This window comes from Micromonospora luteifusca, from assembly GCF_016907275.1.
In the GTDB taxonomy this organism is placed as follows: Bacteria; Actinomycetota; Actinomycetes; order Mycobacteriales; family Micromonosporaceae; genus Micromonospora; species Micromonospora luteifusca.
The window spans coordinates 3753217-3777852 of the sequence record NZ_JAFBBP010000001.1 but is presented as its reverse complement, the minus strand read 5'-3'; the positions used below and the strand labels follow the sequence as shown (position 1 = coordinate 3777852).

General features: G+C 71.5%; 23 protein-coding genes and 1 riboswitch. Of the genes, 10 read left to right on the top strand and 13 right to left on the bottom strand.

Translation table 11 applies throughout. The features are described from left to right. The first annotated feature begins 500 nt into the window (after positions 1 to 500). The 4 genes from JOD64_RS17145 to JOD64_RS17130 all read left to right on the top strand — a co-directional run bounded on the left by JOD64_RS17145 (position 501) and on the right by JOD64_RS17130 (position 4172). The gene (locus tag JOD64_RS17145) at positions 501 to 1766 is read left to right on the top strand and encodes a DUF2786 domain-containing protein (protein ID WP_204943138.1); all 1266 of its coding nucleotides are present in this window, start codon (positions 501 to 503) and stop codon (positions 1764 to 1766) included. A gap of 147 nt (positions 1767 to 1913) precedes the next feature. Continuing rightward, positions 1914 to 2270 (top strand): YciI family protein, encoded by a 357-nt coding sequence (locus JOD64_RS17140; protein WP_218908175.1) that lies wholly within the window; start codon positions 1914 to 1916, stop codon positions 2268 to 2270. Beyond that, a complete protein-coding gene (locus JOD64_RS17135; protein ID WP_204943137.1) occupies positions 2267 to 3520 on the top strand; it encodes an RNA polymerase sigma factor in 1254 nt (417 codons plus the stop codon). Before JOD64_RS17140 ends, JOD64_RS17135 begins: the two co-directional genes overlap by 4 nt. Before the next feature lie 25 nt (positions 3521 to 3545). After that, the gene (locus JOD64_RS17130; RefSeq protein WP_239559549.1) at positions 3546 to 4172 is read left to right on the top strand and encodes a dihydrofolate reductase family protein; all 627 of its coding nucleotides are present in this window, start codon (positions 3546 to 3548) and stop codon (positions 4170 to 4172) included. Here JOD64_RS17130 and JOD64_RS17125 read toward each other — a convergent pair. Then, positions 4154 to 4753 (bottom strand): helix-turn-helix domain-containing protein, encoded by a 600-nt coding sequence (locus JOD64_RS17125; RefSeq protein ID WP_204943135.1) that lies wholly within the window; start codon positions 4751 to 4753, stop codon positions 4154 to 4156. The two genes, JOD64_RS17130 and JOD64_RS17125, sit on opposite strands and share 19 nt — an antisense overlap. A gap of 88 nt (positions 4754 to 4841) precedes the next feature. Here JOD64_RS17125 and JOD64_RS17120 point away from each other — a divergent pair, with 88 nt between their 5' ends. After that, positions 4842 to 5474 (top strand): class I SAM-dependent methyltransferase, encoded by a 633-nt coding sequence (locus JOD64_RS17120; protein WP_204943134.1) that lies wholly within the window; start codon positions 4842 to 4844, stop codon positions 5472 to 5474. A 55-nt stretch (positions 5475 to 5529) separates the two neighbouring features. On the opposite strand, the gene JOD64_RS17115 is transcribed toward JOD64_RS17120, so the two are convergent. The 7 genes from JOD64_RS17115 to JOD64_RS17085 all read right to left on the bottom strand — a co-directional run bounded on the left by JOD64_RS17115 (position 5530) and on the right by JOD64_RS17085 (position 11598). Continuing rightward, on the bottom strand, positions 5530 to 7005 hold the full coding sequence (locus JOD64_RS17115) for an alpha/beta hydrolase (RefSeq protein ID WP_204943133.1): 1476 nt from the start codon (positions 7003 to 7005) through the stop codon (positions 5530 to 5532). Positions 7006 to 7127: 122 nt separating this feature from the next. After that, positions 7128 to 7397, bottom strand: coding sequence for a hypothetical protein (locus JOD64_RS17110; RefSeq protein ID WP_204943132.1), 270 nt, complete (start codon positions 7395 to 7397; stop codon positions 7128 to 7130). Next, a complete protein-coding gene (locus tag JOD64_RS17105; RefSeq protein ID WP_204943131.1) occupies positions 7394 to 7741 on the bottom strand; it encodes an ArsR/SmtB family transcription factor in 348 nt (115 codons plus the stop codon). The genes JOD64_RS17110 and JOD64_RS17105 overlap by 4 nt, the downstream gene beginning before the upstream one ends. A 164-nt stretch (positions 7742 to 7905) precedes the next feature. Beyond that, positions 7906 to 8079 (bottom strand): CsbD family protein, encoded by a 174-nt coding sequence (locus tag JOD64_RS17100; RefSeq protein WP_036390803.1) that lies wholly within the window; start codon positions 8077 to 8079, stop codon positions 7906 to 7908. A 74-nt stretch (positions 8080 to 8153) separates the two neighbouring features. Next, positions 8154 to 10406 (bottom strand): heavy metal translocating P-type ATPase, encoded by a 2253-nt coding sequence (locus JOD64_RS17095; RefSeq protein WP_204943130.1) that lies wholly within the window; start codon positions 10404 to 10406, stop codon positions 8154 to 8156. Between the two features lie 12 nt (positions 10407 to 10418). Continuing rightward, the gene (locus JOD64_RS17090) at positions 10419 to 11375 is read right to left on the bottom strand and encodes a DUF8832 domain-containing protein (protein WP_204943129.1); all 957 of its coding nucleotides are present in this window, start codon (positions 11373 to 11375) and stop codon (positions 10419 to 10421) included. Positions 11376 to 11388: 13 nt separating this feature from the next. Continuing rightward, on the bottom strand, positions 11389 to 11598 hold the full coding sequence (locus JOD64_RS17085) for a heavy-metal-associated domain-containing protein (RefSeq protein ID WP_184180969.1): 210 nt from the start codon (positions 11596 to 11598) through the stop codon (positions 11389 to 11391). Positions 11599 to 11695: 97 nt separating this feature from the next. Between JOD64_RS17085 and JOD64_RS17080 the strand changes: the two genes are divergently transcribed. Next, positions 11696 to 11992 carry a metal-sensitive transcriptional regulator gene (locus JOD64_RS17080; RefSeq protein WP_030329541.1) on the top strand — a complete coding sequence of 99 codons (297 nt, stop codon included), beginning with the start codon at positions 11696 to 11698 and terminating at the stop codon, positions 11990 to 11992. 6 nt (positions 11993 to 11998) lie between these two features. Here JOD64_RS17080 and JOD64_RS17075 read toward each other — a convergent pair whose 3' ends face one another. Next, entirely contained in the window at positions 11999 to 14101 is a 2103-nt protein-coding gene (locus JOD64_RS17075) for a heavy metal translocating P-type ATPase (protein WP_204943128.1), read from the bottom strand. A gap of 172 nt (positions 14102 to 14273) precedes the next feature. Here JOD64_RS17075 and JOD64_RS17070 point away from each other — a divergent pair, with 172 nt between their 5' ends. Together JOD64_RS17070 and JOD64_RS17065 are read left to right on the top strand one after the other, a co-directional pair. Then, a complete protein-coding gene (locus JOD64_RS17070; protein WP_204943127.1) occupies positions 14274 to 15644 on the top strand; it encodes a YibE/F family protein in 1371 nt (456 codons plus the stop codon). Positions 15645 to 15809: 165 nt separating this feature from the next. After that, positions 15810 to 15940: riboswitch (cyclic di-AMP (ydaO/yuaA leader) on the top strand. Between the two features lie 4 nt (positions 15941 to 15944). Further along, on the top strand, positions 15945 to 16964 hold the full coding sequence (locus JOD64_RS17065; RefSeq protein WP_204943126.1) for a coiled-coil domain-containing protein: 1020 nt from the start codon (positions 15945 to 15947) through the stop codon (positions 16962 to 16964). Positions 16965 to 17021: 57 nt separating this feature from the next. On the opposite strand, the gene JOD64_RS17060 is transcribed toward JOD64_RS17065, so the two are convergent. Continuing rightward, the gene (locus tag JOD64_RS17060; RefSeq protein WP_204943125.1) at positions 17022 to 17744 is read right to left on the bottom strand and encodes a carbonic anhydrase; all 723 of its coding nucleotides are present in this window, start codon (positions 17742 to 17744) and stop codon (positions 17022 to 17024) included. A 186-nt stretch (positions 17745 to 17930) separates the two neighbouring features. On the opposite strand from JOD64_RS17060, the gene JOD64_RS17055 reads away from it, so the two are divergent. Both JOD64_RS17055 and mycP read left to right on the top strand, forming a co-directional pair. Further along, complete coding sequence (locus JOD64_RS17055; protein WP_204943124.1) at positions 17931 to 18266, top strand: helix-turn-helix transcriptional regulator; 336 nt, start codon at positions 17931 to 17933, stop codon at positions 18264 to 18266. A 50-nt stretch (positions 18267 to 18316) separates the two neighbouring features. Beyond that, positions 18317 to 19558 (top strand): type VII secretion-associated serine protease mycosin, encoded by a 1242-nt coding sequence (gene mycP / locus JOD64_RS17050; protein ID WP_307813450.1) that lies wholly within the window; start codon positions 18317 to 18319, stop codon positions 19556 to 19558. Positions 19559 to 19657: 99 nt separating this feature from the next. On the opposite strand, the gene JOD64_RS17045 is transcribed toward mycP, so the two are convergent. From JOD64_RS17045 to eccCa, 3 genes are all read right to left on the bottom strand, one after another. Further along, the gene (locus JOD64_RS17045; protein WP_307813448.1) at positions 19658 to 19996 is read right to left on the bottom strand and encodes a WXG100 family type VII secretion target; all 339 of its coding nucleotides are present in this window, start codon (positions 19994 to 19996) and stop codon (positions 19658 to 19660) included. 25 nt (positions 19997 to 20021) lie between these two features. Further along, positions 20022 to 20330 (bottom strand): WXG100 family type VII secretion target, encoded by a 309-nt coding sequence (locus JOD64_RS17040; protein WP_110564615.1) that lies wholly within the window; start codon positions 20328 to 20330, stop codon positions 20022 to 20024. A 205-nt stretch (positions 20331 to 20535) separates the two neighbouring features. Beyond that, complete coding sequence (gene eccCa, locus JOD64_RS17035) at positions 20536 to 24501, bottom strand: type VII secretion protein EccCa (protein WP_204943123.1); 3966 nt, start codon at positions 24499 to 24501, stop codon at positions 20536 to 20538. Positions 24502 to 24636: the final 135 nt, after the last annotated feature.

Below are 24636 nucleotides of genomic sequence, written 5' to 3'. Positions count from 1 at the left end.
CAGGTGGGGCGAGTCGAGTCCGGACGGGTCAGTCGGTCCGTCGGTCGGTCCGTGGGTCGGACGGATCGGGTCCAGACGGATCGGGTCCGGACGGATCGGTCGGTCCGTCGGTCGGTCGGTCGGTCGGTCGGTCGGTCGGTCGGTCGGTCGGTCGGTCGAGGCCAAACTACCCCGAACCGGACGAAATGTGCCGGCCCGAAGCCCTTCCGAACGTGCATCCGGCGCTGATCAACACGAGGTCGGCGATGTTGCGGTATCCGGCCTGGTTGATACCGCAACATCGCCGACCTCGTGTTGATCAAGGCGGGATCCGTAGTCAGGCGCGTCTGGGCGGGGCGAGACATCCCCGTTTCGCGACTCCCGCACGGCTAGCGGCATGATCATGGAGCCTGAAGGGGCAACCCAAGCCCGACAAGACGACCGAGCCCGAGAAGACGCACCGAGCCCGACAAGACGACCGAGCCCGCGACAAGACGACCGAGCCCGAGAAGGAGGTGCCCGTGCCGGACGCGGACGAACTCGTCGCCAACGCACTCGCGGCGGTGCGCGGCACCGACGTACGGCAGGCCGAACGGCAGCTGGACCAACTGATGGTCGGCACCGGCGCGGCGGACGGCACCTCGGCGGTGGACGCGGCCCTGCTGCGTCGCCTGGTCCGCGCGCTGGGCCGGCTCTGGCCGCGCGGCTGGCAGCCGGTCGACGTGGACCGGATCACCAGCCGGCGGCTCGACGCCCGCGCGGCGCGGCTGGTCCGCGAGGCGATGGCCGCCCAACGGCGTGAGCAGGCCGAACCGATTCCGGCCTGGTGGGACGACCAGCTACGCGAGTTGACCGCCGAGGTCCGGGACGACGGCCATGACGTGCTGGCTGCCTGGACCGCCGCGGAGGGGCTGGATCGGACCGACGCGCTCCGCGCGGCTGTGGACACTCTCGCGCTGGTGGAGAGCCTGCCGCCGATCGCGGTGCTGCGCCCACCGCCGGGCACGACCGGCGCGCTCACCGCCCGGTCGGCGGGCACGACGCGCAGTGGGTCGCCGATGCTGGACCGGGTCCGGGCGTTGCTGGCGAAGGCCGAGTCGACGACCTTCCCGGCCGAGGCGGAGGCGCTGACCGGGAAGGCGCAGGAGCTGATCGCCCGGCACAGCATCGACGAGGCGCTGCTGGCGGCCGGGTCGGAGCGCGGCGACGTGCCTGGCGGGGTACGTCTGAGCACCGACACCCCGTACGCGGGTGCGAAGGCGCTGCTGGTGCAGGAGGTGGCGGCGGCGAACAGGTGCGAGGCGGTCTGGTCCGACGATCTCGGCTTCGCCACCGTGCTGGGTTGGCCGGCCGATCTGGTGGCGGTGGAGCTGCTCTACACGTCGCTGCTGGTCCAGGCCACGGCCGCCATGCTGCGCGGGCGCGCCGAGCGCCGGTCGGGGTCGGGGCGGCGCACGAAGGTGTGGGACGAGTCCTTCCTCAACGCGTTCGCGCTGCGGATCGGCGAGCGGTTGCGTGCGGCCACCGAGGCGGCGACCGACGCGGCCGACCAGGCGTCGGCCGCGACGGCCGGGGCGGAGCGACTGTTGCCGGTGCTCGCCGCCCGGGGTGAGGCGGTCCGGGAACGACTGGACACGCTCTTCCCCGGCGTGACCCGGCACCGGCTCAGCGTCCGGGATGCCGAGGGCTGGTCCTCCGGCACGTCGGCCGCCGACCGGGCCTCCTTGGACGTCGGCGGCGGGCGCAAGCAGCCCCGCCAGGTGCCCGGCCGACCCGATCGCCGCTGACCCGACCGGCGTGGGACCACCACCGGCGAAGCTATCTGGGATTTTCTTCGGTACGCCGTAGGGAACGGGTTGTCCGCTCCGACCCTCCGGTGAGCCGCGCCCCGACCGGGGGTGCGACCAGAGCTGAGGAGCACCGCCGTGAAGTACATGCTGCTGATCTGGAACCGGCCCGGCTTCACCGAGGAGCTGACCGAGCAGGACCGCACCGCCCTCTTCGGCGAGGTCGACGAGATCATGAAGGAGCTGACCGAGACCGGCGAACTGGTCGACGGCCAGGCGCTGGCCAACCCGTCGCAGACCTTGACGGTCCGGCAGATCGACGGCAGCACCGAAATCGTCGACGGGCCGTTCATGGAGAGCAAGGAGCAGTTCGCCGGTTACCTGACCGTCGAGTGCGACAGCCCGCAGCGGGCCGCCGAGATCGCGGCCCGCTGGCCGGACGTCCGTTACGGCGGCGCGATGGAGGTCCGCCCGGTGATGGAGCAGGCCGGGACGGAGATGTGACCGAGGACCGGACGGTCGAGGATCTGCTGCGCACTCTCGCGCCGCAGGTCCTCGGCCTGCTGGTCCGCCGGCACGGCCAGTTCGACAGGTGCGAGGACGCGGTCCAGGAGGCGCTGCTGGCCGCCGCGACGCAGTGGCCCGGGCAGGGCGTACCGGACAATCCCCGCGCCTGGCTGCTCACCGTGGCCACCCGTCGGCTCACCGACGAGTGGCGCAGCGAGAGCGCTCGCCGGGACCGTGAGGTGGCGGTGGCGCTGCGCGAGCCGGCGTACGTCGGGGTGGCTCCGCCGGCCGACGCGGAGCCGGCGGTGGCGGACGCCGATGACACCCTCACTCTGCTGTTCCTCTGCTGCCACCCGGCGCTGACCGGATCGGCGCAGGTAGCGCTCACCCTGCGCGCGGTCGGTGGTCTCAGCACCGCCCAGATCGCCCGGGCGCACCTGGTGCCGGAGGCGACGATGAGTCAACGGATCCGCCGGGCCAAGCAGCGGATCGAGGCCGCCGGGGCCCGGTTCACCATGCCCGAGCCGGCTGAACGGGACGAGCGGCTGCGGTCGGTGCTCCGGGTGCTCTATCTGATCTTCAACGAGGGGTACACCGCGTCGAGTGGGCCGGACCTGCACCGGGCCGAGCTGACCGGCGAGGCGATCCGGCTGGCCCGCATCCTGCGTGGGCTGCTGCCCGACGACGGCGAGGTGGCCGGGCTGCTGGCGCTCATGCTGCTCACCGACGCGCACCGGGCGGCCCGGCTCGGCCCGGACGGGGAACTGGTGCCCCTCGCCGAGCAGGACCGCACCCGGTGGGACGCGGCCGCCATCGCGGAGGGGATCGCGCTGATCACCGAAGCGTTGACCTGGTCGCCGCCGGGCCCGTATCAGCTCCAGGCGGCGATCGCCGCCGTGCACGCCGAGGCGTCGACGGCTGCGGAGACGGACTGGCGGCAGATCGTCGCGCTCTACCGACTGCTGGCCCGGATCGCGCCAAACCCGATGATCACCCTCAACCAGTCGGTGGCGGTGGCGATGGTGGACGGGCCACGGGCCGGGCTCGCCCTGCTCACACCGCTGATCGCCGACGAGCGCACGGCTGGGCACCACCGGCTCGCCGCCGTCCGGGCACACCTGTTGGAGCTGGCCGGGGACGCTGAGGCGGCGCGGGAGGCGTACCTCGCCGCCGCACGCGGCACCACGAGCCTGCCCGAGCAGCGGTATCTGGAACTGAAGGCCGGCCGACTGGCGACACAACGATGAGTGACCGAGTCGAAGGGACATGCGCATGGTGAGCAGCCAGTTGTCGATCTCACTGGACGGGTACGTGGCGGGGCCGGGGCAGAGTCCGCAGGATCCGCTGGGCCGGGGAGGCCTCCAGCTGCATGAGTGGGTCTTCGGTCTGGACACCTGGAGGGCGCAGCACGGGCTGACCGGCGGTGACCGGGGTGTCGACGCGGATGTCGTCGAGGAGATGACCCGTGACCTCGGCGCGTACGTCATGGGCCGGAAGATGTTCGGCGGCGGGGACGGCGACTGGGACGAGAGCTGGCAGGGCTGGTGGGGCGACGACCCGCCGTTCCACACCCCGGTGTTCGTGCTCAGCCACCACCCTCGGGAGCCACTGGTGATGCGGGGCGGCACCGAGTTCCGATTCGTCACCGACGGGATCCATTCGGCGCTGCGACAGGCACAGGAGGCTGCGGGCGACCGGCAGGTGTCGATCGCGGGCGGGGCGAGCGCGGTTCGGCAGTACCTGGCCGCCGGGCTGATCGACACGCTGCAACTGCACCTGGTGCCGATCGTGCTCGGGGGCGGCGAGCGACTCTTCGACGGCATCGCGCCGCGCCTGGAGCAGGTGGCGGTGGTGGCCGGGCCGACCGTCACGCACCTGACCTACCGGGTCCTGGGCTGATCGGGCTTCGGGGCGGCGCGTACGTGCGCGCGTTCGCCCTGTTTCCCGATCAGGCTGAGGAACTCGACGGGGCCGGAACTGGTGGCACCGAACCAGTGCGGGGTGCGGGTGTCGAACTCGGCGGCCTCCCCGGGCGTGAGGACGAGATTGTGCTCGCCGAGGACCAGTCGCAGTGTGCCGTTGAGGACGTAGACCCAGTCGTGTCCCTCGTGGGTGCGCAGGTCGGGTTCGCGGTCGTCGGCGCTGGCCGGGAGCACGTACTTGTAGGCCTGGATGCCCCCGGGCCGCCGGGTCAGCGGCAGGATGACCGATCCGTCGCTGCACGTGATGGGGCGCAGGTTGATGCGGGGATCGCCGGTCGGAGGCGCGCCGACGAGCTCGTCGAGCGTCACGCCGTGGACGCGGGCGAGCGGGAGGAGTTGCTCCAGCGTGGGACGACGCAGGCCGGCTTCGAGCCTGGACAGGGTGCTGGCGGAGATGCCGGTCTCCGCGGCGAGGTCGGTGAGCGTGATGTCGCGGCGGAGCCGAAGGTGCTTCAGTCTTCCTCCGACAGCGTCCAGGGTGCGGTCCGGCTCGTCCATGTCGCCAATTTTGCCATTTGGCAAGAAGGTTTGCGGATCGGTCGGCGGGCCGGTCACAGTCGCTACCGAGACGCGAAGGAGCGGGTAGATGACTGAGCAGCACGAATTCGACAAGGGCTACTGGGATCGGCACTGGCTCCAGGTGCACCATGAGCATCCCGGTGCCGTCGGCGCGGCTCCCCCACACCCGTACCTGGCCCGTGAGACCGCCGGCCTGACGCCCGGCACGGTGTTGGACGCCGGCTGCGGCACCGGCACGGAGGCGATCTGGCTCGCTTCCCACGGCTGGCAGGTCACCGCGGTCGACATCGCATCCGGTGCCCTCACTCTCGCCGCCGGACGCGCGGAGAGCGCGGGGGTGCCCGAGCGCGTGCGGTGGGTGGAGGCGGACCTGACGGCCTGGGACCCGGGGACGCAGTTCGATCTGGTGACGACGCACTACGCGCACCCGGCGATGCCACACCTGGCCTTCTACGACCGCATCGCCGGGTGGGTGGCGCCGGGTGGCAGCCTGCTGATCGTCGGGCACCTGCACACCTCGGAAGCCACCGGGCACGGCCACCACCCACCGGAGGAGGCATCGGTCACGCTCGCGGACATCACCGCCGGCCTGGACAGCGCCACCTGGGAGCTGGTCACCGCCGAGGAGCACCGCCGCTCGGTGCCCGGCCGGGAAGTCCCGCTGCACGACGTCGTCGTCCGCGCCACTCGACGCCGCTGAACCCGCCGTTGCCGGCCGTCGGGCGAACGTGACCACCCGACGGCCGGCGGCACGGTCACACGTCGGGGTCGACCGCCGGGCAGCTGGCACCCCGAGCGGGCACCACCTGATCGATCAGGTAGGCATCGACGGCCCGTTCCACACAGCGACTGCTGCTGTAACTGCCGTGCCCCCACCCCTGGTAGGTGAGCAGAGCGCCGTGCCTGCCCAACTGCCGGGCCACCGTGCGGGCCCAGTCGTACCCGCTCGCCGGGTCGTGCACGGTGGCGGCGAGCAGCAGTGGCACGTCGGTGCGGACCCGCAGGCGGTGCTGCGGGTTGGCGACCGGTGTCGGAGTGCCCAGGCAGGTGACGAGCGCGAACAGGGCCGGCGGGTACCGCAGGTCCGGTGCGAGCAGGGCCGCCCGGCGCACGTGTGCGGCGTACTCCCGGTAGTCGCGGACGGGCAGGCTCCAGTCCTGACAGAAGACCGCGAAGGGGTACGGCGCGACAGCGTCGGCCGTCGTCGTGGCGTCGGCCGGGGGTGCGGTGGTCGGCGAGGCGGCCGCGTCCATCCTGCCGAGCCAATCGGCCAGCCCCGGCCACCGCCACGTGTCGTAGAACTTCTTGTGGGTGAGCCGGGCCAACTCGAACGGGGTCAGCACCACGCCGGCCCGGTCCGGATCGGTCAGCGTGCCGCGCTCGGCCCGGGCGCGCAGCCCCGCCCAGATCGCCCGGACGTCCCGTCCGTTGAGCCCGCAGGCGGTGGACCGGTCACACCAGGCGACGAACTGGTCGAACGCGTTCTCCGCGGTGACCGCCTGGCTGTCGAGGAAGGCGCGGGTGCCGATGCTGTGGTCCATCGCGGCCTCCAGCACGACGGCTCGGACGCGGTTCGGGTACAGCTCCGCGTACCGCTGCCCGAGCAGCGTGCCGTACGAGCTGCCGTGGAAGGTCAGCTGTCGCTCGCCGAGCGCGGCGCGGACCGCGTCCAGGTCCCGGGCGCCGCTGGTCGTGTCGACGTGGTCGTAGAGCGCCCCGGTGCGGGCCCGGCAGTCGGCGCGCAGCAGAGCGTTGCCGGCCAGTGTGGCGTCGAACTGGGCCTGGTCGGCGATCAGTTGCGGTTGCCGGGCGAGCAGGTCCCGTGCGCAGATCACCGGGTGGCTGCCGCCGGTGCCGCGTGGGTCGAAGCTGACGATGTCGAACCGGCGGCGCAGGTCGGCACTGAACCGGGAGCTGCCGTTCACCACCCGGTCGACTCCACTGTCGCCCGGCCTGCCGGGGCCGAAGACCAGCGCACCCTTCCGGGTGGCCGGATCGGTGGCGACCCGGCGAGCCAACGCCAGGTCGAAGCGCTCACCTCGGGGCTGGTTCCAGTCCACCGGCAGCGACAGCGTGCCGCACTCGGCATCCGAGTCGGTGGCGCAGGGCCGCCAGTCGATCGTCGGACCGGGCTGTGGTCGGGCGGCAGCCGGGCTCGCCGGGGTCAGGCCGGTGGCCGTGAGGGCCAGGGCGACCGCCCAGCCGACGGCCGATTTGCGTACGCGCAGCATGAGGTGCTGTCCTCTCCTCGAAGGAGCGTTACCGGTGAACTCGCCCACTGGGCGAGGTGATGCTGCTTCCACCCGGGTCGTCGAGTAGCCGCTCGACGGCCCGGGACCTTTCGTCGCCGAGGTCAGTCGACGTCGCTCAGGACGCGTTCGACAGTGGTCATCCGGGTCTCCATCCCGCTCAGCCGGCCGTCCATGGCCGCGAGCAGTCGGGCGTTCTCCGCCTGGGCCTGTGTGGCCGTCTCGGCGAGCCGGCGGTAGTCGTCCGCGCGGGACGCCTCGTACCGGGCCCGCCGGGTCTTGGCGAGCTGCACGATGGTCACCGTGACCACGCTGACCAGGAAGGCGAAGATGCCGATCGCGCCGACCACCTCGGTCCAGTCGTGCTCGCTCATCGGTCCGCTCCTGGTCGTTCGGCCGAGACGGGCACGGTCAGCGTCTCGGCCGCCGCCGCGATGATCTCGGGGGTGAGGGTGAGCACGAACGGCTGCACCTCGTAGTAGTTCATGGCCTTCCCGTCCTCCGACAACTCCAGGCTCGCGGTGACCAGCCCGGCCGCCGCCAGCTTCCGTAGGTGGACCTGCAACAGCGCTCGGCTGATGCCCAGTTGCCGGGCCAGCCCGCTGACGTAGGCACGCTCGCGGGCCAGCGCGGCGACGATCCGCAGCCGGTGCGGGTTGGCCAACGAGGCCAGCACCCGAATCAGGTCGTCACCGGTCAGCGGTGGAGCGCTGCTCATAACCGGCCCTCGCACATGCCAAGAGAAGTTAGCAGGTATCGCAGGGCGGCGGTGCGGATGGATCACGAAATCAGGGGGTTCTCAGGGTCGCCGGCTGGACCGGACACACAGAAACGCCGGGCCGGTGAATGATCACCGGCCCGGCGTGCGGGTTACGTCGTACGTCAGCTCTTGAAAGCGTCCTTGATCTTCTCGCCCGCCTGCTTGAGCTTGGCCGTGGACTGGTCAGCGCGACCCTCGGCCTCGAGCTGCTCGTTATCGGTGGCGCGACCAGCGCCTTCCTTCAGCTTGCCGGTCGCATCCTCGGTGGCGTTGTTGATCTTGTCGTCGATACCCATTGCCAACCTCCATTGCAAGCGTCGCTACAACACCACCAGTACCCCCGCCGACGCCGGCCCAACCATTACCGCCGTCACAGTCCGCGATCGTCAGCGGCCGGACGGAACCGGCGCAGCCGCAGACTGTTGGCCACCACGAAGACCGAGGACAACGCCATGGTGGCGCCGGCGATCATCGGGTTGAGCAGCCCGGCAGCGGCCAGCGGCAGGGCCGCCACGTTGTAGCCGAACGCCCAGAACAGGTTGCCCCGGATGATGCCGAGCGTGCGTCGGGACAGCCGGATGGCGTCGACGGCGGCGTCCAGGTCACCCCGGACGAGGGTGAGGTCGGACGCCTCGATCGCGACATCGGTGCCGGTGCCCATGGCCAGCCCCAGGTCGGCCTGGGCCAGCGCCGGGGCGTCGTTGACCCCGTCACCGACCATCGCCACCGACCGCCCCTGCGCCTGAAGCCGCTTGACCACGTCGACCTTTCCGGCCGGCAGAACCTCGGCGATCACCTCGTCGATGCCCACCTCGGCGGCGATCGCGCGAGCCACGGTGATGTTGTCCCCGGTCAGCAGGACCGGGGTGAGCCCCAGCGCCCGTAGCCGGGCCACCGCCGCCCGGCTGGTCGGCCGGACCACGTCGGCGACCGCGAGCACGCCCCGGGCCCGTCCGTCCCAACCCGCGACGATCGCCGTACGACCGGCGGCCTCCGCGTCGCTGACGGCCCGCTCGATCTCCGGCGGTACGTCGACCTCGCGCTCACGCAGCAGCCGGACCCGGCCGACCAGCACGACCCGCCCGTCGACCGTGCCGGTCACACCCAGCCCTTCGAGGTTGGTGAAGCCTGTCACGGCGGCCAGCGGCCCGGCCTCGGAGGCTCCCGCCGCAACCGCTCGGGCGATCGGGTGCTCGGAGGCCGCCTCCACCGCACCGGCGAGCCGGAGCAGCTCGGCCCGGTCCTCGCCACTCGCCGGCACCACGTCCACCAGGGTCATCCGGCCGGTCGTGACGGTGCCGGTCTTGTCCAGCACCACGGTCTGCACCCGGCGGGTCGACTCCAACACCTCCGGCCCCTTGATCAGCACACCGAGTTGAGCACCCCGGCCGGTGCCGACCAGCAGCGCGGTCGGGGTGGCCAGGCCGAGCGCGCAGGGGCAGGCGATGATCAGCACGGCGACGGCTGCGGTGAACGCCGCGGTCGGGCCGGCGCCGGTGCCGAGCCACCAGCCGAGTGTGCCGACAGCCAGCGTGATGACGATCGGCACGAAGACGCCGGAGATCCGGTCCGCCAGCCGCTGCACGGCCGCCTTACCGCTCTGTGCCTGCTCGACCAGGTCGGCCATTCGGGCGAGCTGGGTGTCCGCGCCGACCCGGGTGGCGCTGACGACCAGCCGTCCGCCCGCGTTGATGGTGGCGCCGACCACGCCGTCGCCCGGCCCGACCTCGACCGGCACCGACTCGCCGGTGAGCATGCTGGCGTCGACGGCGGAGGTGCCCTCGTCGACCACGCCGTCGGTGGCGATCTTCTCCCCGGGGCGGACCACGAACCGGTCACCGACGGCGAGCTGGTCCACGGGAATCAGGGTCTCCACCCCGTCGCGCAACACCGCCACCTCCTTGGCGCCGAGTTCGAGCAGGGCGCGCAGGGCCGAGCCGGCGGTCCGCTTGGATCGCGCCTCGAAGTAACGGCCGGCCAGGATGAACACGGTCACCCCGGCGGCGGCCTCCAGGTAGATGTTGCCGGCGCCGTCGGTGCGGGTGATGTCGAAGCGGAACGGGTGCGTCATCCCCGGCATGCCAGCATCACCCAGGAAGAGCGCCCAGAGCGACCAGCCGAACGCGGCCAGGGTGCCGAGCGAGACCAGCGTGTCCATGGTTGCCGCGCCGTGCCGCAGGTTCGTCCAGGCGGCCCGGTGGAACGGCAGCCCACCCCAGACCACCACCGGGGCCGCCAGGGTCAGCGACAGCCACTGCCAGTAGTCGAACTGCCAGGCCGGGACCATGGCCAGCAGGACCACCGGCACGCTCAGGACCACCGAGACCCAGAGCCGGGTACGCGGGCCCTTCAGCGGATCCGCCGCCGGCTCGGCGGTCGGCGGGGCCGGCAGCGCAGCCGTGTAGCCGGTCTTCTGCACGGTCTCGATCAGGTCGTCAGGTGTGACGTCGTCGGCGTACCGGACGGTCGCCTTCTCGGTGGCGTAGTTGACGGTGGCACTCACCCCGTCCATCCGGTTGAGCTTCTTTTCGATCCGGGCGGCGCAGGCGGCGCAGGTCATGCCGCCAATCGCCAACTCGATCCGGTTCGGTGCCTCGGGCAGCGGTCTGCTGGTGGTGGTCATCGTCTGGTCCCGTCAGTTGTGCCCGTGACCGGGAGTGCCGTGGTCGGCGCCCCCGGTCGGTGCGGGTCCGCTCGGGTTGCTTCCGGTCGGCGGCGCGTCGGCCGGCGCGGTGCCGGTGCTGAGGGTGAACTCGGCGGTGTGCACCGCCCCGCCGTGCTGGAAGTCGAGGTAGAGCCGGTAGCTGCCGGTCGAGGGCACGTCGACGAGGAAGGTGACGGCCGGGCCGGGCCGGGTCCGTCCGTCGCCCGGCGCCCCGTCCGGGTGCACATGCAGGTATGCCAGGTCACCCCGGCGCAGTGCCACCAGGTGCCCGTACGCGCCCAGGTAGGGCTCCAGGTCGGTGACCGGCTGCCCGTTCCGGCTGATGCTGAGGGTGAGCGGTGACGTGCGGCCGGGCTGCGGCGCGCCGGTCAGGGTGACCGTGTAGCCGTCGACGGTGGTGCTGGTCGCCGGGGCGGGCAACGGCCGTTCGGTCAGCTCACCGGGGACGGTCACGTCCACGCCGAGGGTCAGCGGCTCGCCCCCGGTCGGGGTGAAGTCGGCGAACGCCCGCCACTGCCCCGGGCCGGCCAGTGGGGTGTCGACCCGCCAGGTGCCGTCGGCGGCCAGGTCGGGGTGCACATGGCGGAAACCGGAGAGGTCCCGCCGGGCGACGATCAGGTGCATCTGCTTGTCGTGCGCCACGTCGTACCGGGTCACCGGGTGGCCGTCCGGCCCGGTGATCCGGAACGCGAATTCGTCGGCCCGGGCGTCGACCGGGTCAAGGGTGTAGCCGCGGTCGGAGACGAGCAGACCGCCCGGGAGCCGGTCGGCCGCCTCGTCAGACTCTCCCATGGGGCGGGCGGCAGCACCCTCGTGCCGGCCCTCGACGACGGGGGCGCGGTCGACCACGCGGCCGATTCCGTACGTCGCGCTGAAGACCGCCGCGAGGCCGACGGCGAAGCCGGCCAGTCTCGTCACCGTGCGCATGCCGACCCTCTGCTCACGCGTCGACGAGGTCGTAGCCGGCCTCGTCGACAGCGGCTCGGACGACCTGCACGTCCAACGGCTGGTCGCTGCTCACCGTGACCCGGCCGGCCGCGAGGTCGACCTGGACGTCGCGCACACCCGCGATTGCGCCCACCTCGGCGCTGACCGCGCTGACGCAGTGCCCACAGGTCATGCCCTGCACCTGGTACGTCGTGTTGACCATCGGATCGTCTCCCTAGTCGGTACCTGTACCGGGTGGGGGTATCCCACCTGCAATGGCACCGTACCATACCCCCCAGGGGTAGGCTATCCTGGTCGCCATGACCGCTCCCACCCCGATCCGCGGGTACACCGCCAGCAAGGACCAGCTGCTCGCGCGGCTCCGCCGAGTCGAGGGGCAGGTCCGCGGCATCGAGAAGATGGTCGACGACGACCGCTACTGCATCGACGTGCTCACCCAGATCTCCGCGATCCAGGCCGCACTCGACAAGGTGGCGCTGGGGCTGCTCGACGGGCACGCCCGGCACTGCATGCACGAGGGGGCCGCCGAGGGTCGGGCCGACGAGATGGCCACCGAGATGATGGCGGCGGTCGGCCGACTGATGAAGCGCGGCTGACGGCCCTCAGTCCGGCGCCGAACCAAGACGCACCCGACGCAGCAACTGCGCGTTGAGCGCCACCACGATGGTGGAGGCGGACATCAGCAGCGCGGCCAGCGCCGGGCTCAACGCCACGCCAGCCCCGGCCAGCACCCCCGCCGCAAGCGGCAGCGCCACCACGTTGTAGCCCGCCGCCCAGGCCAGGTTCTGGCGCATCTTCCGGTACGACGCCCGGGACATCCGCAACACGGCACCGACCCCGCGCGGGTCCGACGAAGCCAGCACCACGCCCGCGGACTCGATCGCCACATCGGTGCCCGCGCCGATCGCGATGCCGACGTCCGCTCGGGCCAACGCGGGCGCGTCGTTCACCCCGTCGCCGACCATCGCCACGGTCAACCCCCGACGCTGGAGTTCGGCCACCCGTTCATCTTTCTCCGCCGGCAGCACCTCGGCGAAGACCTCGTCGACGCCGGGTCGGAAGCCGAGTTCGCCCGCGACCGCGTCGGCCACCGACCGCGCGTCACCCGTGATCATGGCGATGGTCCGAACACCTTCGGCACGCAGCTCGTCGATGGCCCGCCGAGCCTCCGGACGCACCTCGTCGGTCAACGCGAACGCGCCGAGCACGGTCTCCGGCAGGCGCACCAGGTGCAGCACCGCGGCGCCCCGCGCTGACCACCGTGCGGTCGCCGCCTCCAGCTCCGCCGAGAGCGACAGGCCCAGTTCCCGCAGCAACGCCGGCCCACCCACCGCGTACTCCGTACCGTCGATGGTGGCCCGCACCCCGCGGCCCGGCAGCGACCGGAACCCGGCGGCCGCGGCCGGGCCGGTGGCCCCGGCCGCCGCCACGATCGCCCGAGCCAGCGGATGCTCACTGTCCGACTCCACGCCAGCCGCGATCCGCAGCACCTCGTCCCGCTCGGTGCCGGAGGCCGTCACCAGGTCCGTGACCGCGTGCTCACCCCGGGTCAGCGTGCCGGTCTTGTCGAAGAGCACCGCGTCGACCGTCCGCATCCGCTCCAACGCCAACCGGTCCTTCACCAGGATCCCGGACCGGGCGGCCAGCGCGGTGGAGAGCGCGACGACCAGCGGGATGGCCAGACCCAGTGCGTGCGGGCAGGCGATGACCAGGACGGTGACCGCGCGGACCACCGCCTCGTCGGGATCACCGAGCGCGGTCCACACCAGCACGGTCAGCACCGCGGTGCCAGTGGCCAGGTAGAACAGCGCCGCGGCGAACCGATCGGCCAGCAGTTGTGCCCGTCCGCTGGATTCCTGGGCCTGGGCGACCATGCGCTGGATGCCGGCGAGCGCGGTCTGCTCACCCACTGCCTCGACGCGGACCCGGATCGCCGAGTCGGTGGCGACGGTGCCGGCCACCACCCGATCGCCCGCCGACCGGACGACCGGACGCGACTCACCGGTGATCATCGACTCGTCCAATTCCGCAGCGCCGTCCACGATCCGACCGTCCGCCGGCACCCGACCTCCCGGACGGACCAGCACCACGTCGCCGACGCGCAGGCCGGTCACCGGCACCGCCTCGACCCGTCCGTCGGCCGCCACCCGCTCGGCCTCGTCGGGCAGCAGCGCGGCCAGCGCCGCGAGCGCCCCCCGGGCCTGTCCGATGGCCTTCATCTCCTGCCAGTGCCCGAGCAGCATGATGGTGACCAGCGCGGCCAACTCCCACCAGAAGTCCAGGTCGAAGACCCCCACGCTGGTGGCCAGTGACGCGATGTACGCAACGGTGATCGCCATCGCGACCAGCAGCATCATGCCGGGCGCCCGGTCCCGCACCTCCCGCACCGCACCGACGAGGAACGGCCAACCGCCCCACCAGAACACCACCGAGCCGAGCACCGGGCCGACCCAGGATCGGCCCGGGACGTCCCAGCGCAGGCCCAGCTGATCCGACACGAGGTGACTGGCCAGGACCACCGGGACGGTGAGCACCAGGCAGACCCAGAAGCGGAGGCGGAACAACTCCGGATCGTGCCCGGCGTGCCTGTCGTGCCCGGCGTGCCCGTCGTGCCCGTCGTGCCCGTCGTGCTCGGCGTGTTGGGCAGGTTTGTCCGGGGCGCCGTGCTGCTGGCGATCGGGGTCGGGCGGCAACGGATCGGGCATTCCTCCAACATGCCCGGCCGGGGACCGCCACGCGGGCGGTTCAGCCACCGACACTCCGGCACGACCGGACTCCCCGGGGTCGACCCGGTTAGCATTCCCTCCGATGACCCTCCGACAGTGAGCCGACCAGCCCGCCGACACGTACCCGCACCGGATCGTTGGGAGTCTCGCCTTGGGTTCCGGCCACACCCATACCAATTCGTCCGCCCCGCCCCGGGTACGACGGATCCTCGTCCTGACGGTGGTGCCCCTCTTCGTCGCCACCGTGCTCGCCGCGGTGCTGCTCTGGCCGCGCGGAGGATCACCGCAGACCGATGGCGGTGCGGACGTGCCGCGCTTTCCCGGCACGGTGACCCGGGTGGTCAGCGAGCCGTGCCCCCCGGTGCCATCGGTCCCCGAGGGCACACCGAGGACCGGCGACGGGCGGTGCGGCACGGTCGACGTCCGGGTGGACGACGGGCCGACCGCCGGCCAGCAGGTGCGGACACCGGTGCCCGACGGACCCGGCGCACCTCGGGTCGAGGTCGGCGACGAGGTCATCCTGGTCGAGCTGACTGATCCCACCGATCCCACCACCAGCAACTGGAACATCGCCGAGCACCAGCGCGGCACCCCGATGGTGTGGCTGGCGGTGGTCTTCGCGGCCGCGATCATCGCGTTCGGTAGGTGGCGGGGCCTGGCCGCGCTCGCCGGGTTGGCCGCCAGCTTCGCCATTCTGCTCAGCTTCGTGCTACCGGGCATCGGCGCAGGCAGATCACCACTGCTGGTGGCGGTGGTCGGCGCGGCGCTGATCATGTTCGTGGTGCTCTATCTGACGCACGGGGTCACCGCCCAGACCTCGGTCGCGGTGCTCGGCACCCTGGGCAGCCTGGTGCTGACCGGGGTGCTGGCCAGCATCGCCACGGCCGCGACCCACCTCACCGGCTTCGGCAGCGAAGATGCCACCACCCTGTCGATGTTCCAGGGCGACGTGGACCTGCACGGTCTGCTGCTCGCCGGGATCATCATCGGATCGCTCGGGGTGCTCGACGACGTGACCGTCACCCAGGCGGCGACCGTCACCGAGCTGGCGAACGCCAACCCGGGGCTGACCCGGTTGCAGCTGTACCGTGCGGCCACCCGGGTCGGCCGCGCACACATCGCCTCCACTGTCAACACCATCGTGCTGGCGTACGCGGGCGCGTCGCTACCCCTGCTGCTCCTGCTCAGCGCCGACTCGCGGCCGATCGGGCAGCTCCTCACCAGTGAGTTCCTCGCGCAGGAGATCGTCCGCAGCGCGGTCGCCACACTCGGTCTGATCGCCGCCGTGCCGCTGACCACCGGGCTGGCCGCGGTGGTGACCGCCGCCGGGCGCACCGCTGCCCCGCCGTCCACCGACACCCCCGTCTCGCGGCCCCAACCGGACCGCGCGGAGGCACTGGCCGCACTCATCTCGCCGCGAACGGGTCACTCCGACGAGCCGGATCAGACGCGGACCCCGCCCCCGCCCTCGGCCACCGGCGGATGGCTGGAGTCGAACAGAAGCACGGATCCGGCATGGTGACACTCCGCAGCGTGACCGGATGAGCAGCCAACTTGAGAACCGCGTCACTGGTCACGCAACGCTATGACGAAAAGACACTTTTGGTCGGCATCCAGGCGTAGCTCAGTCGGTCGACTCTCGGGTAACCTCGCTGCCGGTTACCGATGAAGGCGCGAAGCGGCGCCTGCGGTGCCGCCGCCCAATCGCCAACCGGCGAACCGGGGACCCAGGTACGTGGGGTGAATCCGCGTCAGCGGTAGGGGCCACTTCCGCCCCGAACCCGTCAGCTAACCCGGTCGGCGGTCGACGGAAGGGAACATTGTGACGGCACCCCTACGCCGCTGGCTGACACCCGTGGTGGCCGTGATCGCCGCACTGACCGTGCTCGCTGGGCCCCTCCCCGCCCACGCCGCCCCGACGACACCCACCCCGTCCGGGCACGAGGAGGACAACGAGCCCCAGCTGATCACCGACGTCATCGAGCAGGCCAACCGCGACTACTCGGCCGCCAAGTCCAAACTGGACAAGTCGAAGAAGCGGCAGCTCGAGCTGGCGTTGGAGGTCGACCGGGCCAAGGCCGACCTGGACGCGCTGGCCCCACAGGTCGGGCAGATCGCCGCCCAGTCGTACCGAACCGGCCGGATGGGTGCCCTCGCGATGCTGCTCGAGAGCGACGCCCCTGACACGTTCGTCCAACGCGCCGCGGCGCTCGACGAGATGAACATGGTCAACGAGCAGAAGCTTTCCAAGGTCAACGAGGCGAAGGCCCGCGCCGAGCAGGCCAAGCTGGCCCTCGACACCGAGGTCCGTGAGCAGCAGAAGCAGACCGCACTGATGGCGAAGCGGAAGAGTGAGGCAGACAAGGCGCTCGCCCTCGTCGGCGGGAAGGGGTTCACCGGCGGCCTGGTGGACGCCACCTCGCCGGTCGCCAGGATCGGGCCGGGTCGCGACGCCGACGGCGACTGGAAGCCCCAGTCGTGCAGCGAGAAGGACCCCACCACGTCCGGTTGCATCACGCCGCGCACGCTGCACGCGTACAAGGAGGTCAAGCGGGCCGGCTTCAACCGGTTCGTCGGCTGCTACCGCTCCGGCGGGCCGTGGGAGCACCCGAAGGGCCGCGCCTGCGACTGGTCGCTGCAGAAGAGCGGCTTCGCCCCGTGGCACAACGACGACACCCGGAAGTACGGCAACAACGTCGCCGCGTTCCTCATCCGTAACGCCGACCGACTCGGCATCTACTACGTGATCTGGAACCGGCAGATCTGGTTCCCGGCGACCGGCTGGAAGTCGTACAGCGGGCCGTCGAACCACACCGACCACGTCCACATGTCGCTGCTCTGACCCGCAGGATCCTGCGTCGAGGGCCGTTCCGCGTAGCGCGGAGCGGCCCTCGTCACGTCAGGCGGCAGCGGCCGGATCGGTCGACGCGTTCGGCACGTCGAGCGTCGCGAGGCCGGCCGGCACTGCGGCCACCGGGCGCACCGCTCCGGCGGAGAGCCGATATGACACCCCCACCACCGCGCACCGCCCCTGCGCCACCTCCTCGGCCAGCACGGGCGACTGCTCGAGCAGCGTCTCAACGGTCTGCGCGATGTGGATGTCTACGATGCCGTCGATGTCGTCCACGCCCTCGGCCTCGGCCCGACGCAGGCTCGGCAGCACGGCGTCGACCACCGCGCGCAGGTGCCCGCGAGGTTGAGCGCCGGTCGCGGCGGACTCCCGCGCCGCCTGGACCGCGCCACACGAGTCGTGGCCGAGCACCACCACCAGCGGAGTGCCGAGCACGGTCACCGCGTACTCCACACTGCCAAGCACCTCCGGCCCGGCGGTGTGCCCGGCCGTGCGGACCACGAACAGGTCGCCGAGGCCTCGATCAAAGATGATCTCGGCGGCCAGACGGGAGTCGGAGCAGCCGACGATCACCGCGAAGGGGTGCTGCCCGTCGGCCACGGCGGCCCGGTGCCCGGCGTCCTGATTGGGATGGCGTGGGGCGCCGCTGACGAAGCGTCGGTTTCCGGCGGTCAGCTCGGCGTACGCCAGAGCCGGCCCGCTGATTGCGGACGCTCCGTCGGTGGTCCGCTGCGGACCCGGCTGCCCGCCGGGCGTTCCGGAACGACTCATCCCCGCACCTCGTCTTCACGCATTTGAGCTGGTCAACCGGCCCTTCAGCCGGGCCGGCGGCGGGCGCTGGCTCGGGCTCCACCGTCACACGCACCGTAAGTTGCGTCAAGGTATGCGTGATATAGATTTCATACGTTGACATCCGGGGTCGACCCTCGGCGACGCACCCGAAGAGGCGGTCACACGATGGCGAGCACTGCGACGGACGACATCGGCGGCGGGCGGAACTGGACATTCCTCACCAACCACGGGCACGTTCTGCTGGCCATCGCCCGCAACCCCACCGCCCGGCTGCGCGATGTCGCGGCCGAGGTCGGCGTGACCGAACGGGCCGCGCAGGCGATCGTCGCCGACCTGGAGGCGGGCGGATACCTGCACCGCACCCGCGTCGGACGGCGCAACGAATACACCCTCAACCCGGCCGGCCGGTTCCGGCACCCCGCCGAGGCCGACCGCCAGGTCGGTGACCTGCTCGCGCTGTTCGCCGAAACTCCCGCCACCAACCTCAGCCCTCGGGCCTGACCCTCATCGCCGGGCCGCTGCCCGACGGGTCACAGCGGTAATCTCTGCGGGTGCGCGAATGCCCGCCGTTGAGCGCGACCAACATCTTCCGCAATACCAGCCGTGCCACCCGCGGCGTCCTCAGTGGAGCCCTGGCGGCTCTGCTCGGCGCCGCCCTGGTGGCACCCGTCCCGGCGAGGGCTGCACCGCCCAGCTGCGGCCCAACCGGCGAGGAGGGCCTGACCGCGATGCCGTGGGGGTTGCGCCGGCTGGAGCCGTCCTCGGCGTGGCCGCTGTCCCGGGGCGCCGGAGTGACGGTCGCGGTGATCGACTCCGGGGTCTCCGCCGTTCACCCGCTCCTCGCCGGTCAGGTGCTCCAGGGGCGCGACTTCAACGACCTGCCGTCCAACCAGGGCCAGTGCGACCTGGTCGGGCACGGCACGATGATCGCCGGCATCATCGCCGGCCGGGAGGGCACGGGCGTCCCGTTCAGCGGCATCGCCCCGGCTGCCCGCATCCTGCCGATCCGGGTTCTGCCGAGCCTCAAGGACACCACGGACCTGCGGCTGCCCGTGGAGATCGCCGCGGCGATCGACTGGGCGGTCGAGCAGGGCGCCGACGTGATCAACCTGTCCCTGACGACGATTCCCCTCCCCGAACTGACAGCGGCCGTCGACCGTGCGCTGGCCAAGGGCGTGGTGCTGGTCGCCGCCGCTGGCAACCGGGCGGAGGACCAGCAGAACAGGCCGGGATACCCGGCGGCGTACCCCGGGGTGATCGCCGTCGGCGGGGTGGACGAGCAGGGCGGCCACGTCGGCAGCTCGATCAGCGGCGACTACGTCGACATCGCCGCACCGGGGTTGAACATCATCGGGCCGGCACCCCAGGGCGCCGGCTACCGCGCCGAGCCGACCGGTGGCACCAGCTTCGCGGCCGCGTACGTCTCGGGTGTGGCCGCGCTCGTCCGGGCCGCCTACCCGGATCTCGGCCCGCGACAGGTCGCCGAACGGATGGAACGCACGGCCGACAACCCTCCGGAGGGCCACAACGCCGACATCGGTTACGGCGTGGTCAACCCGTACCGGGCGGTGTCGAGCCTGCTGGGCACCCGGAAGAACCCGCCTGCCGCCGCGATCCCCGCACCCGTGGTGCGCGACGACCCACTGGGCTGGCAACGCCCTGCCGCGATCTGGGCGGCGGCGGTCGGCGGGCTGCTCACCGTGCTGCTGCTGATCGCACGACCGATCGTGACCCGGGGCCGCCAGCGTGGCTGGCGCCCTGGCCGACGCACCGACGCACCGGCTGCCGGCTGACCACTGCTGCGGTGACGCCGAAAGACAATGCGGCTCCGGCCCGGGTGAACCGGACCGGAGCCGCATCGGCGAATGCCTCAAGCTGCTCGGCGGTGCTGATCAGTGGTGACCGCCGCCGCCGCCACCGCCGTAGCCGCCGCTGCCAGCCCGACCGCCGCCGCCATCCCACACCTTGGAGTTGCTCATCTCGGTGCTGAGGTAGTTTTCGCGGGCGATGCCGACGGCACCGCCGATCTCGTTCAGGATCCGGTTGATGTCCCGGACCGCCGTGTCCCACTTCGCCTGGTGCTGCTCGTAGGCAACCCGGTCCTCGCCGTCCCACTGGAGCTTGGACAGCATCGACCGCAGCGTGTCGAGCTTTTCCTCGAGGGTCTTCGAGATGGCCTGCATCTGCTGGTTGCTGCTCTCGAGGACAGCGTAGTCAACTTTGATCGTCACGATTTCCTCCTCTGCTGACTGCGGATCACGGGTTGAGAGCAGAGTGGAACTTGTCCAGCATCTGCTGCTGCTCTTCGTCGTTGACCTGGTGCGTCGTACCCGACTGATCGAGCAGGTCCGCGATGTTGTCCATCGCCGTCAGCAGTTTGACGGTGTCCTCGTTCCAGCGCGTCATCAACGACTGGAAGCCCGTGGACGCCTGACCCTTCCACGCCATGGCCAGGTCGTCGACCACGTTCCACAGCTTCTTGAGCTCGCCGTCGACCTCGCTCCGCGTGGACCGCACGTCACTCGCGGCGGTATGTAGAGTCGCAGCTTCGACCTCGAACGCCATGCTTCACACCCTTCCGTCATGTTGTGGTGGCGGCTTCGCCGCACCCCTCCCCCGCGGCAAGGCACCAACACCCCACCGACGGACACTCCTGAGAAGACCGTAGCCGAACGAGTCGAGCCTTCGCAGCCCTGACCCGGTGCGTTCGATGGATAGCGGTGAATCGGACTGAGACGGCCCACCACCACCACCGAACGACCGAGGCCACTCAGGACGGTTCAGACCATGCGGTCTGGATCAGTTGCTGGCCATCGCGTCGGCGGACCAGGGTGCCCCGGCCCGGCGGTTGCGGGCTCGGTCGCAACGTGCCGAAGACCGCACCCTCCTCCCGGTTCCCGGACATCAGCAGGCCCGGCGAGTCCAGCTCGCGCAGCCGCTGCAACACCGGCTCGTAGAGCGCCCGGGACACCCCACCGACCCGACGCGTGATGATCAGGTGCAGACCGATGTCGCGGGCCTGCGGCAACAACTCGTGCAGGGCGCTGAGCGGGTTGCTGCCACCGGAGGCCACCAGGTCGTAGTCGTCCACCAGGATGTACAGGTCCGGGCCCTTCCACCAGCTGCGGTCGCGCAGCTGGGCGGTGGTCACGTCCGGGCCGGGCAACCGGTTGGACAGCGCGCTGCGAATCGAACCGAGCCCCTGGGCGAACGCCTGATTCGACGGGGCGTAGTCGAGCAGGTGATCGCCCTCCACCGCCCCCAGCAGGCCACGCCGGTAGTCGGCGATCACCAGCCGGGCCTGGGCCGGCGTGTACCGCTCGGTGATGCCCCGGGCGATCAGCCGCAGCAGGTTGGTCTTGCCGCACTCGGCGTCGCCGAAGACCGTCAGGTGTGGCTCGTTGACCAGATCCAGGTAGACCGGCGCGAGCGCCGACTCGTTGACCCCGACCGGCAGACCGGGCGCCGACCGGTCGATGATCCGGGCCAGCTCGGTCACCGACATCTTGCGCGGCAGCAGCCGCACCTTCGGCGCCGGGCGGCCCGGCCAGTTCGCCGCCACATGCCCGGCCAGGGCCACCGACGCCTCGCTCAGGTCCTCGATGTCCCGACGGCCGTCGAGCCGCGAGATGGCGGTGAGGAAGTGCAGCTTGTCCCGGGTCAAGCCGCGACCGGGCGACTTCTCCGGCACGTTCATCGCCGCGCGGCGGTCGATCTCGGACTCGGACGCGTCGCCGAGGCGCAGCTCCAACTTGGTGCCGAGGAGATCACGCATGTTGATCCGGATCTCCGCCCACCGCACTGCGGTGAGCACCACGTGCACGCCGAAGCCCAGACCCCGGTTGGCGAGCGTGGTGATGGTCTGCTCCAGCTCCTCGTACTCCTGGCGCAGCGTGTTCCAACCGTCGACCACCAGGAACAGGTCACCGAACGGGTCATCGGCGAACTCGCCCGCAGCCCGGCGACGACGGTAACTCGCCACCGAGTCGATGCCGTGCTGGGCGAAGCGCGCCTCCCGGTCGTCCAGGACGGCGACCACCTCGGCCACCGTCCGACGCACCGCCTCGACGTCCCGCCGACCGGCCACCCCGGCCATGTGCGGCAGACGCTCCAGGCTGCGCAGCGCGCCACCGCCGAAGTCCAGGCAGAAGAACTGCACCTCACGTGGCGTGTGGGTGAGCGACAGCGAGGCGAGCAGCGTACGCAGCATCGTGCTCTTGCCACTCATGGACCGGCCGACGATGACCACGTTGCCGCCGGCCCCGGCCAGCTCGACCATCATCGGGTCACGGCGCTGCTCGTACGGGCGGTCCACCACTCCGACCGGCACGGTCAGCCGTCCGCGCCCCGGCCAGGACGCCGTGCACAGCCCGTAGGTCGGGTCGACCGCCAGCGCTCCGAGCAGCTCGCCCAGGCCCGGCGGGTCGGACAGCGGCGGGAGCCACACCTGGTGGGCCGGGCGGCCCCGCCCCTTGAGCTGGTCGATCAGCACGTCGAGCATTGCCACGGCCTTGCCGTCGGCCGGCTGCTCGGGCTCCGGAGCGGTGGCCACCGGCATCTGCGGGACCTGCGCCGCGATGAAGTCGATGCCGTACGGCACGATCCGACGCTGCACCAGCGCCTGCGACGTGGCGGCCTGCTGGCCCGGCGCCCGGTACGGCCCGGACACGTACGCCGCCCGGAACCGCAGCATGGTGCTGGTGTCCGTCTTCAGGTATCCGTGGCCCGGCGCGTTCGGCAGCTCGTACGCGTCCGGCACACCGAGCACGATCCGGCTCTCCACCGCGGAGAAGGTACGCAGACCGATCCGGTACGACAGGTGGGTGTCCAGGCCACGCAGCTTGCCCTCTTCGAGCCGCTGGCTGGCCAGCAGCAGGTGCACGCCGAGCGAACGACCCAACCGGCCGATCATCACGAACAGGTCGATGAAGTCGGGCTTGGCGGCGAGCAACTCGCTGAACTCGTCACAGATGATCAGCAGGCTGGGCATCGGGGCCAGCGGCTCGCCGGCCGCCCGGGCCTTCTCGTACTCGAAGCGGGAAACGTAGTTGCCGGCCGCCCGCAGCAGCTCCTGCCGGCGCACCATCTCCCCGGCGAGCGCGTCGCGCATCCGGTCGACCAGCGGCAACTCGTCGGCCAGGTTGGTGATCACCGCGCTGGTGTGCGGCAGCGCCTCCAGCGAGGCGAACGTCGCGCCCCCCTTGAAGTCGACCAGGACGAAGTTCAGCTCCTCCGACGAGTGGGTCACCGCCAACGCGGCCACCACCGTACGGAGCAGCTCGCTCTTGCCCGAACCGGTAGCACCGATCACCAGACCGTGCGGGCCCATGCCCTCGTGCGCCGACTCCTTGAAGTCGAGCTCGACCACATTGCCGTCCGGTCCGACACCGAGCGGGATGCGCAGCCGGTCCCGGTGACCACGCGGGCGCCAGGTGGTCTGCACGTCCACCGTCGCGGCGTCACCCACCCCGAGCAGGTCCGGCAACTCCATGCTGCGGGCCAGCGGCTCATCGCTGCTGGTCTGCTGCTGGGAGAGCCGGTACGGGGCGATCTGCCGGGCCAGCCCCTCGGCCGCCTCGGCGCTGAGCTGGTCGGGGCGACCCAGCGTCGACGACGTGCTGCCCCGGACCAGGTCGAGCGAGCTTCCGTCAGCCACATCGAGGCAGAGCAGCCAGCGCCCGGCATCGCGCGGCACCGTCCCGGAGAGGTCGATCACCGTGGTGCCGAGCAGCCCCGGACCCATCAGCTGGCAGGTCGGCGAGATCTCGCCACCGTCGATCACCACGATCAGGTGCGGGGCGGTGGTCAGCGGCTTGGCCTCGGGCGCGAACCGTGGTCGCCCCGCCAACTCACCGGCGAGCGAGGCCTCGGCTTCAGCCAGACTGGGGAAGACCAGACGACGGGCACCGGCGGCGTCCGTACGGGCACTGTGGTGCGCGTGTGGCAGCCACTTCACCCAGCCCCAGGACGACTGCCGGTCGGGCGCGGCGACCACCACGACCATGAGGTCGTCCGGGGCGTGGAAGGTCGCCAACTGCCCGAGCGCCGCCCGGGTCAGGTCGAGCACCGGTGCGCGGTCGCCGCGCAGCACCACCCGGCTGAACGCGCGCACCGACAGCGCGGTCGGCAACTCGGGCACGGTGGAGTGTGCGCGGACGAACCGGCGAAGCGCGATGGCGCTCATCGGCTCCAGATCCTCCACCGGCTTCGTCTCCGGCGGGACGATCTCCACTGCCAGTCGCTGCGGGCCGAGTGCGATCCGCGTCTCGCCGAAGTCGTCCTCGGTGATCCGTCGCTCCCAGAGTCGCCGGGATGCCGCGATCGACCAGAGCGCGTCGGGCTCCGGGTGGCGCCAGGCCATCGCCGCCCGCTGCTGCTCGGCGGCACGCCGGGTGCGCTTACGCATCTGCGCCAGGTAGCGCATGTAGTCGCGCCGGTCGGCGTTCAGCTCGGCCTTGTCCTTGCCGCCGCTGTTGGCCAGTGACCCGATCGCCATGCCGAGCATCGAGACACCGAAGAGACCACCCGCGACGTACGTCATCATGCCGCCGCCCTTGCCGGCGTAGAGGAACGCCATCGCACCGACCCCGCAGAACATCGGCAGGATCATGAGCAGCTGCCCCATCCCGCGGGGCGTGGGCTCGGGCAGCTCAGGAGGCGACTCCAGCAGCACCTCGCCGCGCGGTAAAGCCGGTCCCGGCTGACGCGGAAGCCGGCGAAACACCACCGTGCTCACGGCTGTCTCCTCCCCAGAAGCGGCCTTGATGACGTGCCTTCGCGGACCGTAGCCCGCGGGTGGGCATCGTACGTGCCCGTCATCGTAGGTAATCTGCCGTGGGCGCGGTGGACCCGGAGCGTGGCATCGCGGCCA

Bases quoted from the DNA above. Each gene is read 5' to 3' on its own strand.
- JOD64_RS17125 (WP_204943135.1), bottom strand. From the start codon at position 4,753: ATGGACGAGCCGGACCGCACCCTGGACGCTGTCGGAGGAAGACTGAAG.
- JOD64_RS17090 (WP_204943129.1), bottom strand. From the start codon at position 11,375: ATGCGCACGGTGACGAGACTGGCCGGCTTCGCCGTCGGCCTCGCGGCG.
- JOD64_RS17100 (WP_036390803.1), bottom strand. From the start codon at position 8,079: ATGGGTATCGACGACAAGATCAACAACGCCACCGAGGATGCGACCGGC.
- JOD64_RS17140 (WP_218908175.1), top strand. From the start codon at position 1,914: ATGCTGCTGATCTGGAACCGGCCCGGCTTCACCGAGGAGCTGACCGAG.
- JOD64_RS17110 (WP_204943132.1), bottom strand. From the start codon at position 7,397: ATGAGCGAGCACGACTGGACCGAGGTGGTCGGCGCGATCGGCATCTTC.
- JOD64_RS17075 (WP_204943128.1), bottom strand. From the start codon at position 14,101: ATGCCCGATCCGTTGCCGCCCGACCCCGATCGCCAGCAGCACGGCGCC.
- JOD64_RS17130 (WP_239559549.1), top strand. From the start codon at position 3,546: ATGGTGAGCAGCCAGTTGTCGATCTCACTGGACGGGTACGTGGCGGGG.
- JOD64_RS17115 (WP_204943133.1), bottom strand. From the start codon at position 7,005: ATGCTGCGCGTACGCAAATCGGCCGTCGGCTGGGCGGTCGCCCTGGCC.
- JOD64_RS17105 (WP_204943131.1), bottom strand. From the start codon at position 7,741: ATGAGCAGCGCTCCACCGCTGACCGGTGACGACCTGATTCGGGTGCTG.
- JOD64_RS17080 (WP_030329541.1), top strand. From the start codon at position 11,696: ATGACCGCTCCCACCCCGATCCGCGGGTACACCGCCAGCAAGGACCAG.
- JOD64_RS17040 (WP_110564615.1), bottom strand. From the start codon at position 20,330: ATGGCGTTCGAGGTCGAAGCTGCGACTCTACATACCGCCGCGAGTGAC.
- JOD64_RS17055 (WP_204943124.1), top strand. From the start codon at position 17,931: ATGGCGAGCACTGCGACGGACGACATCGGCGGCGGGCGGAACTGGACA.
- JOD64_RS17085 (WP_184180969.1), bottom strand. From the start codon at position 11,598: ATGGTCAACACGACGTACCAGGTGCAGGGCATGACCTGTGGGCACTGC.
- JOD64_RS17120 (WP_204943134.1), top strand. From the start codon at position 4,842: ATGACTGAGCAGCACGAATTCGACAAGGGCTACTGGGATCGGCACTGG.
- JOD64_RS17060 (WP_204943125.1), bottom strand. From the start codon at position 17,744: ATGAGTCGTTCCGGAACGCCCGGCGGGCAGCCGGGTCCGCAGCGGACC.
- JOD64_RS17095 (WP_204943130.1), bottom strand. From the start codon at position 10,406: ATGACCACCACCAGCAGACCGCTGCCCGAGGCACCGAACCGGATCGAG.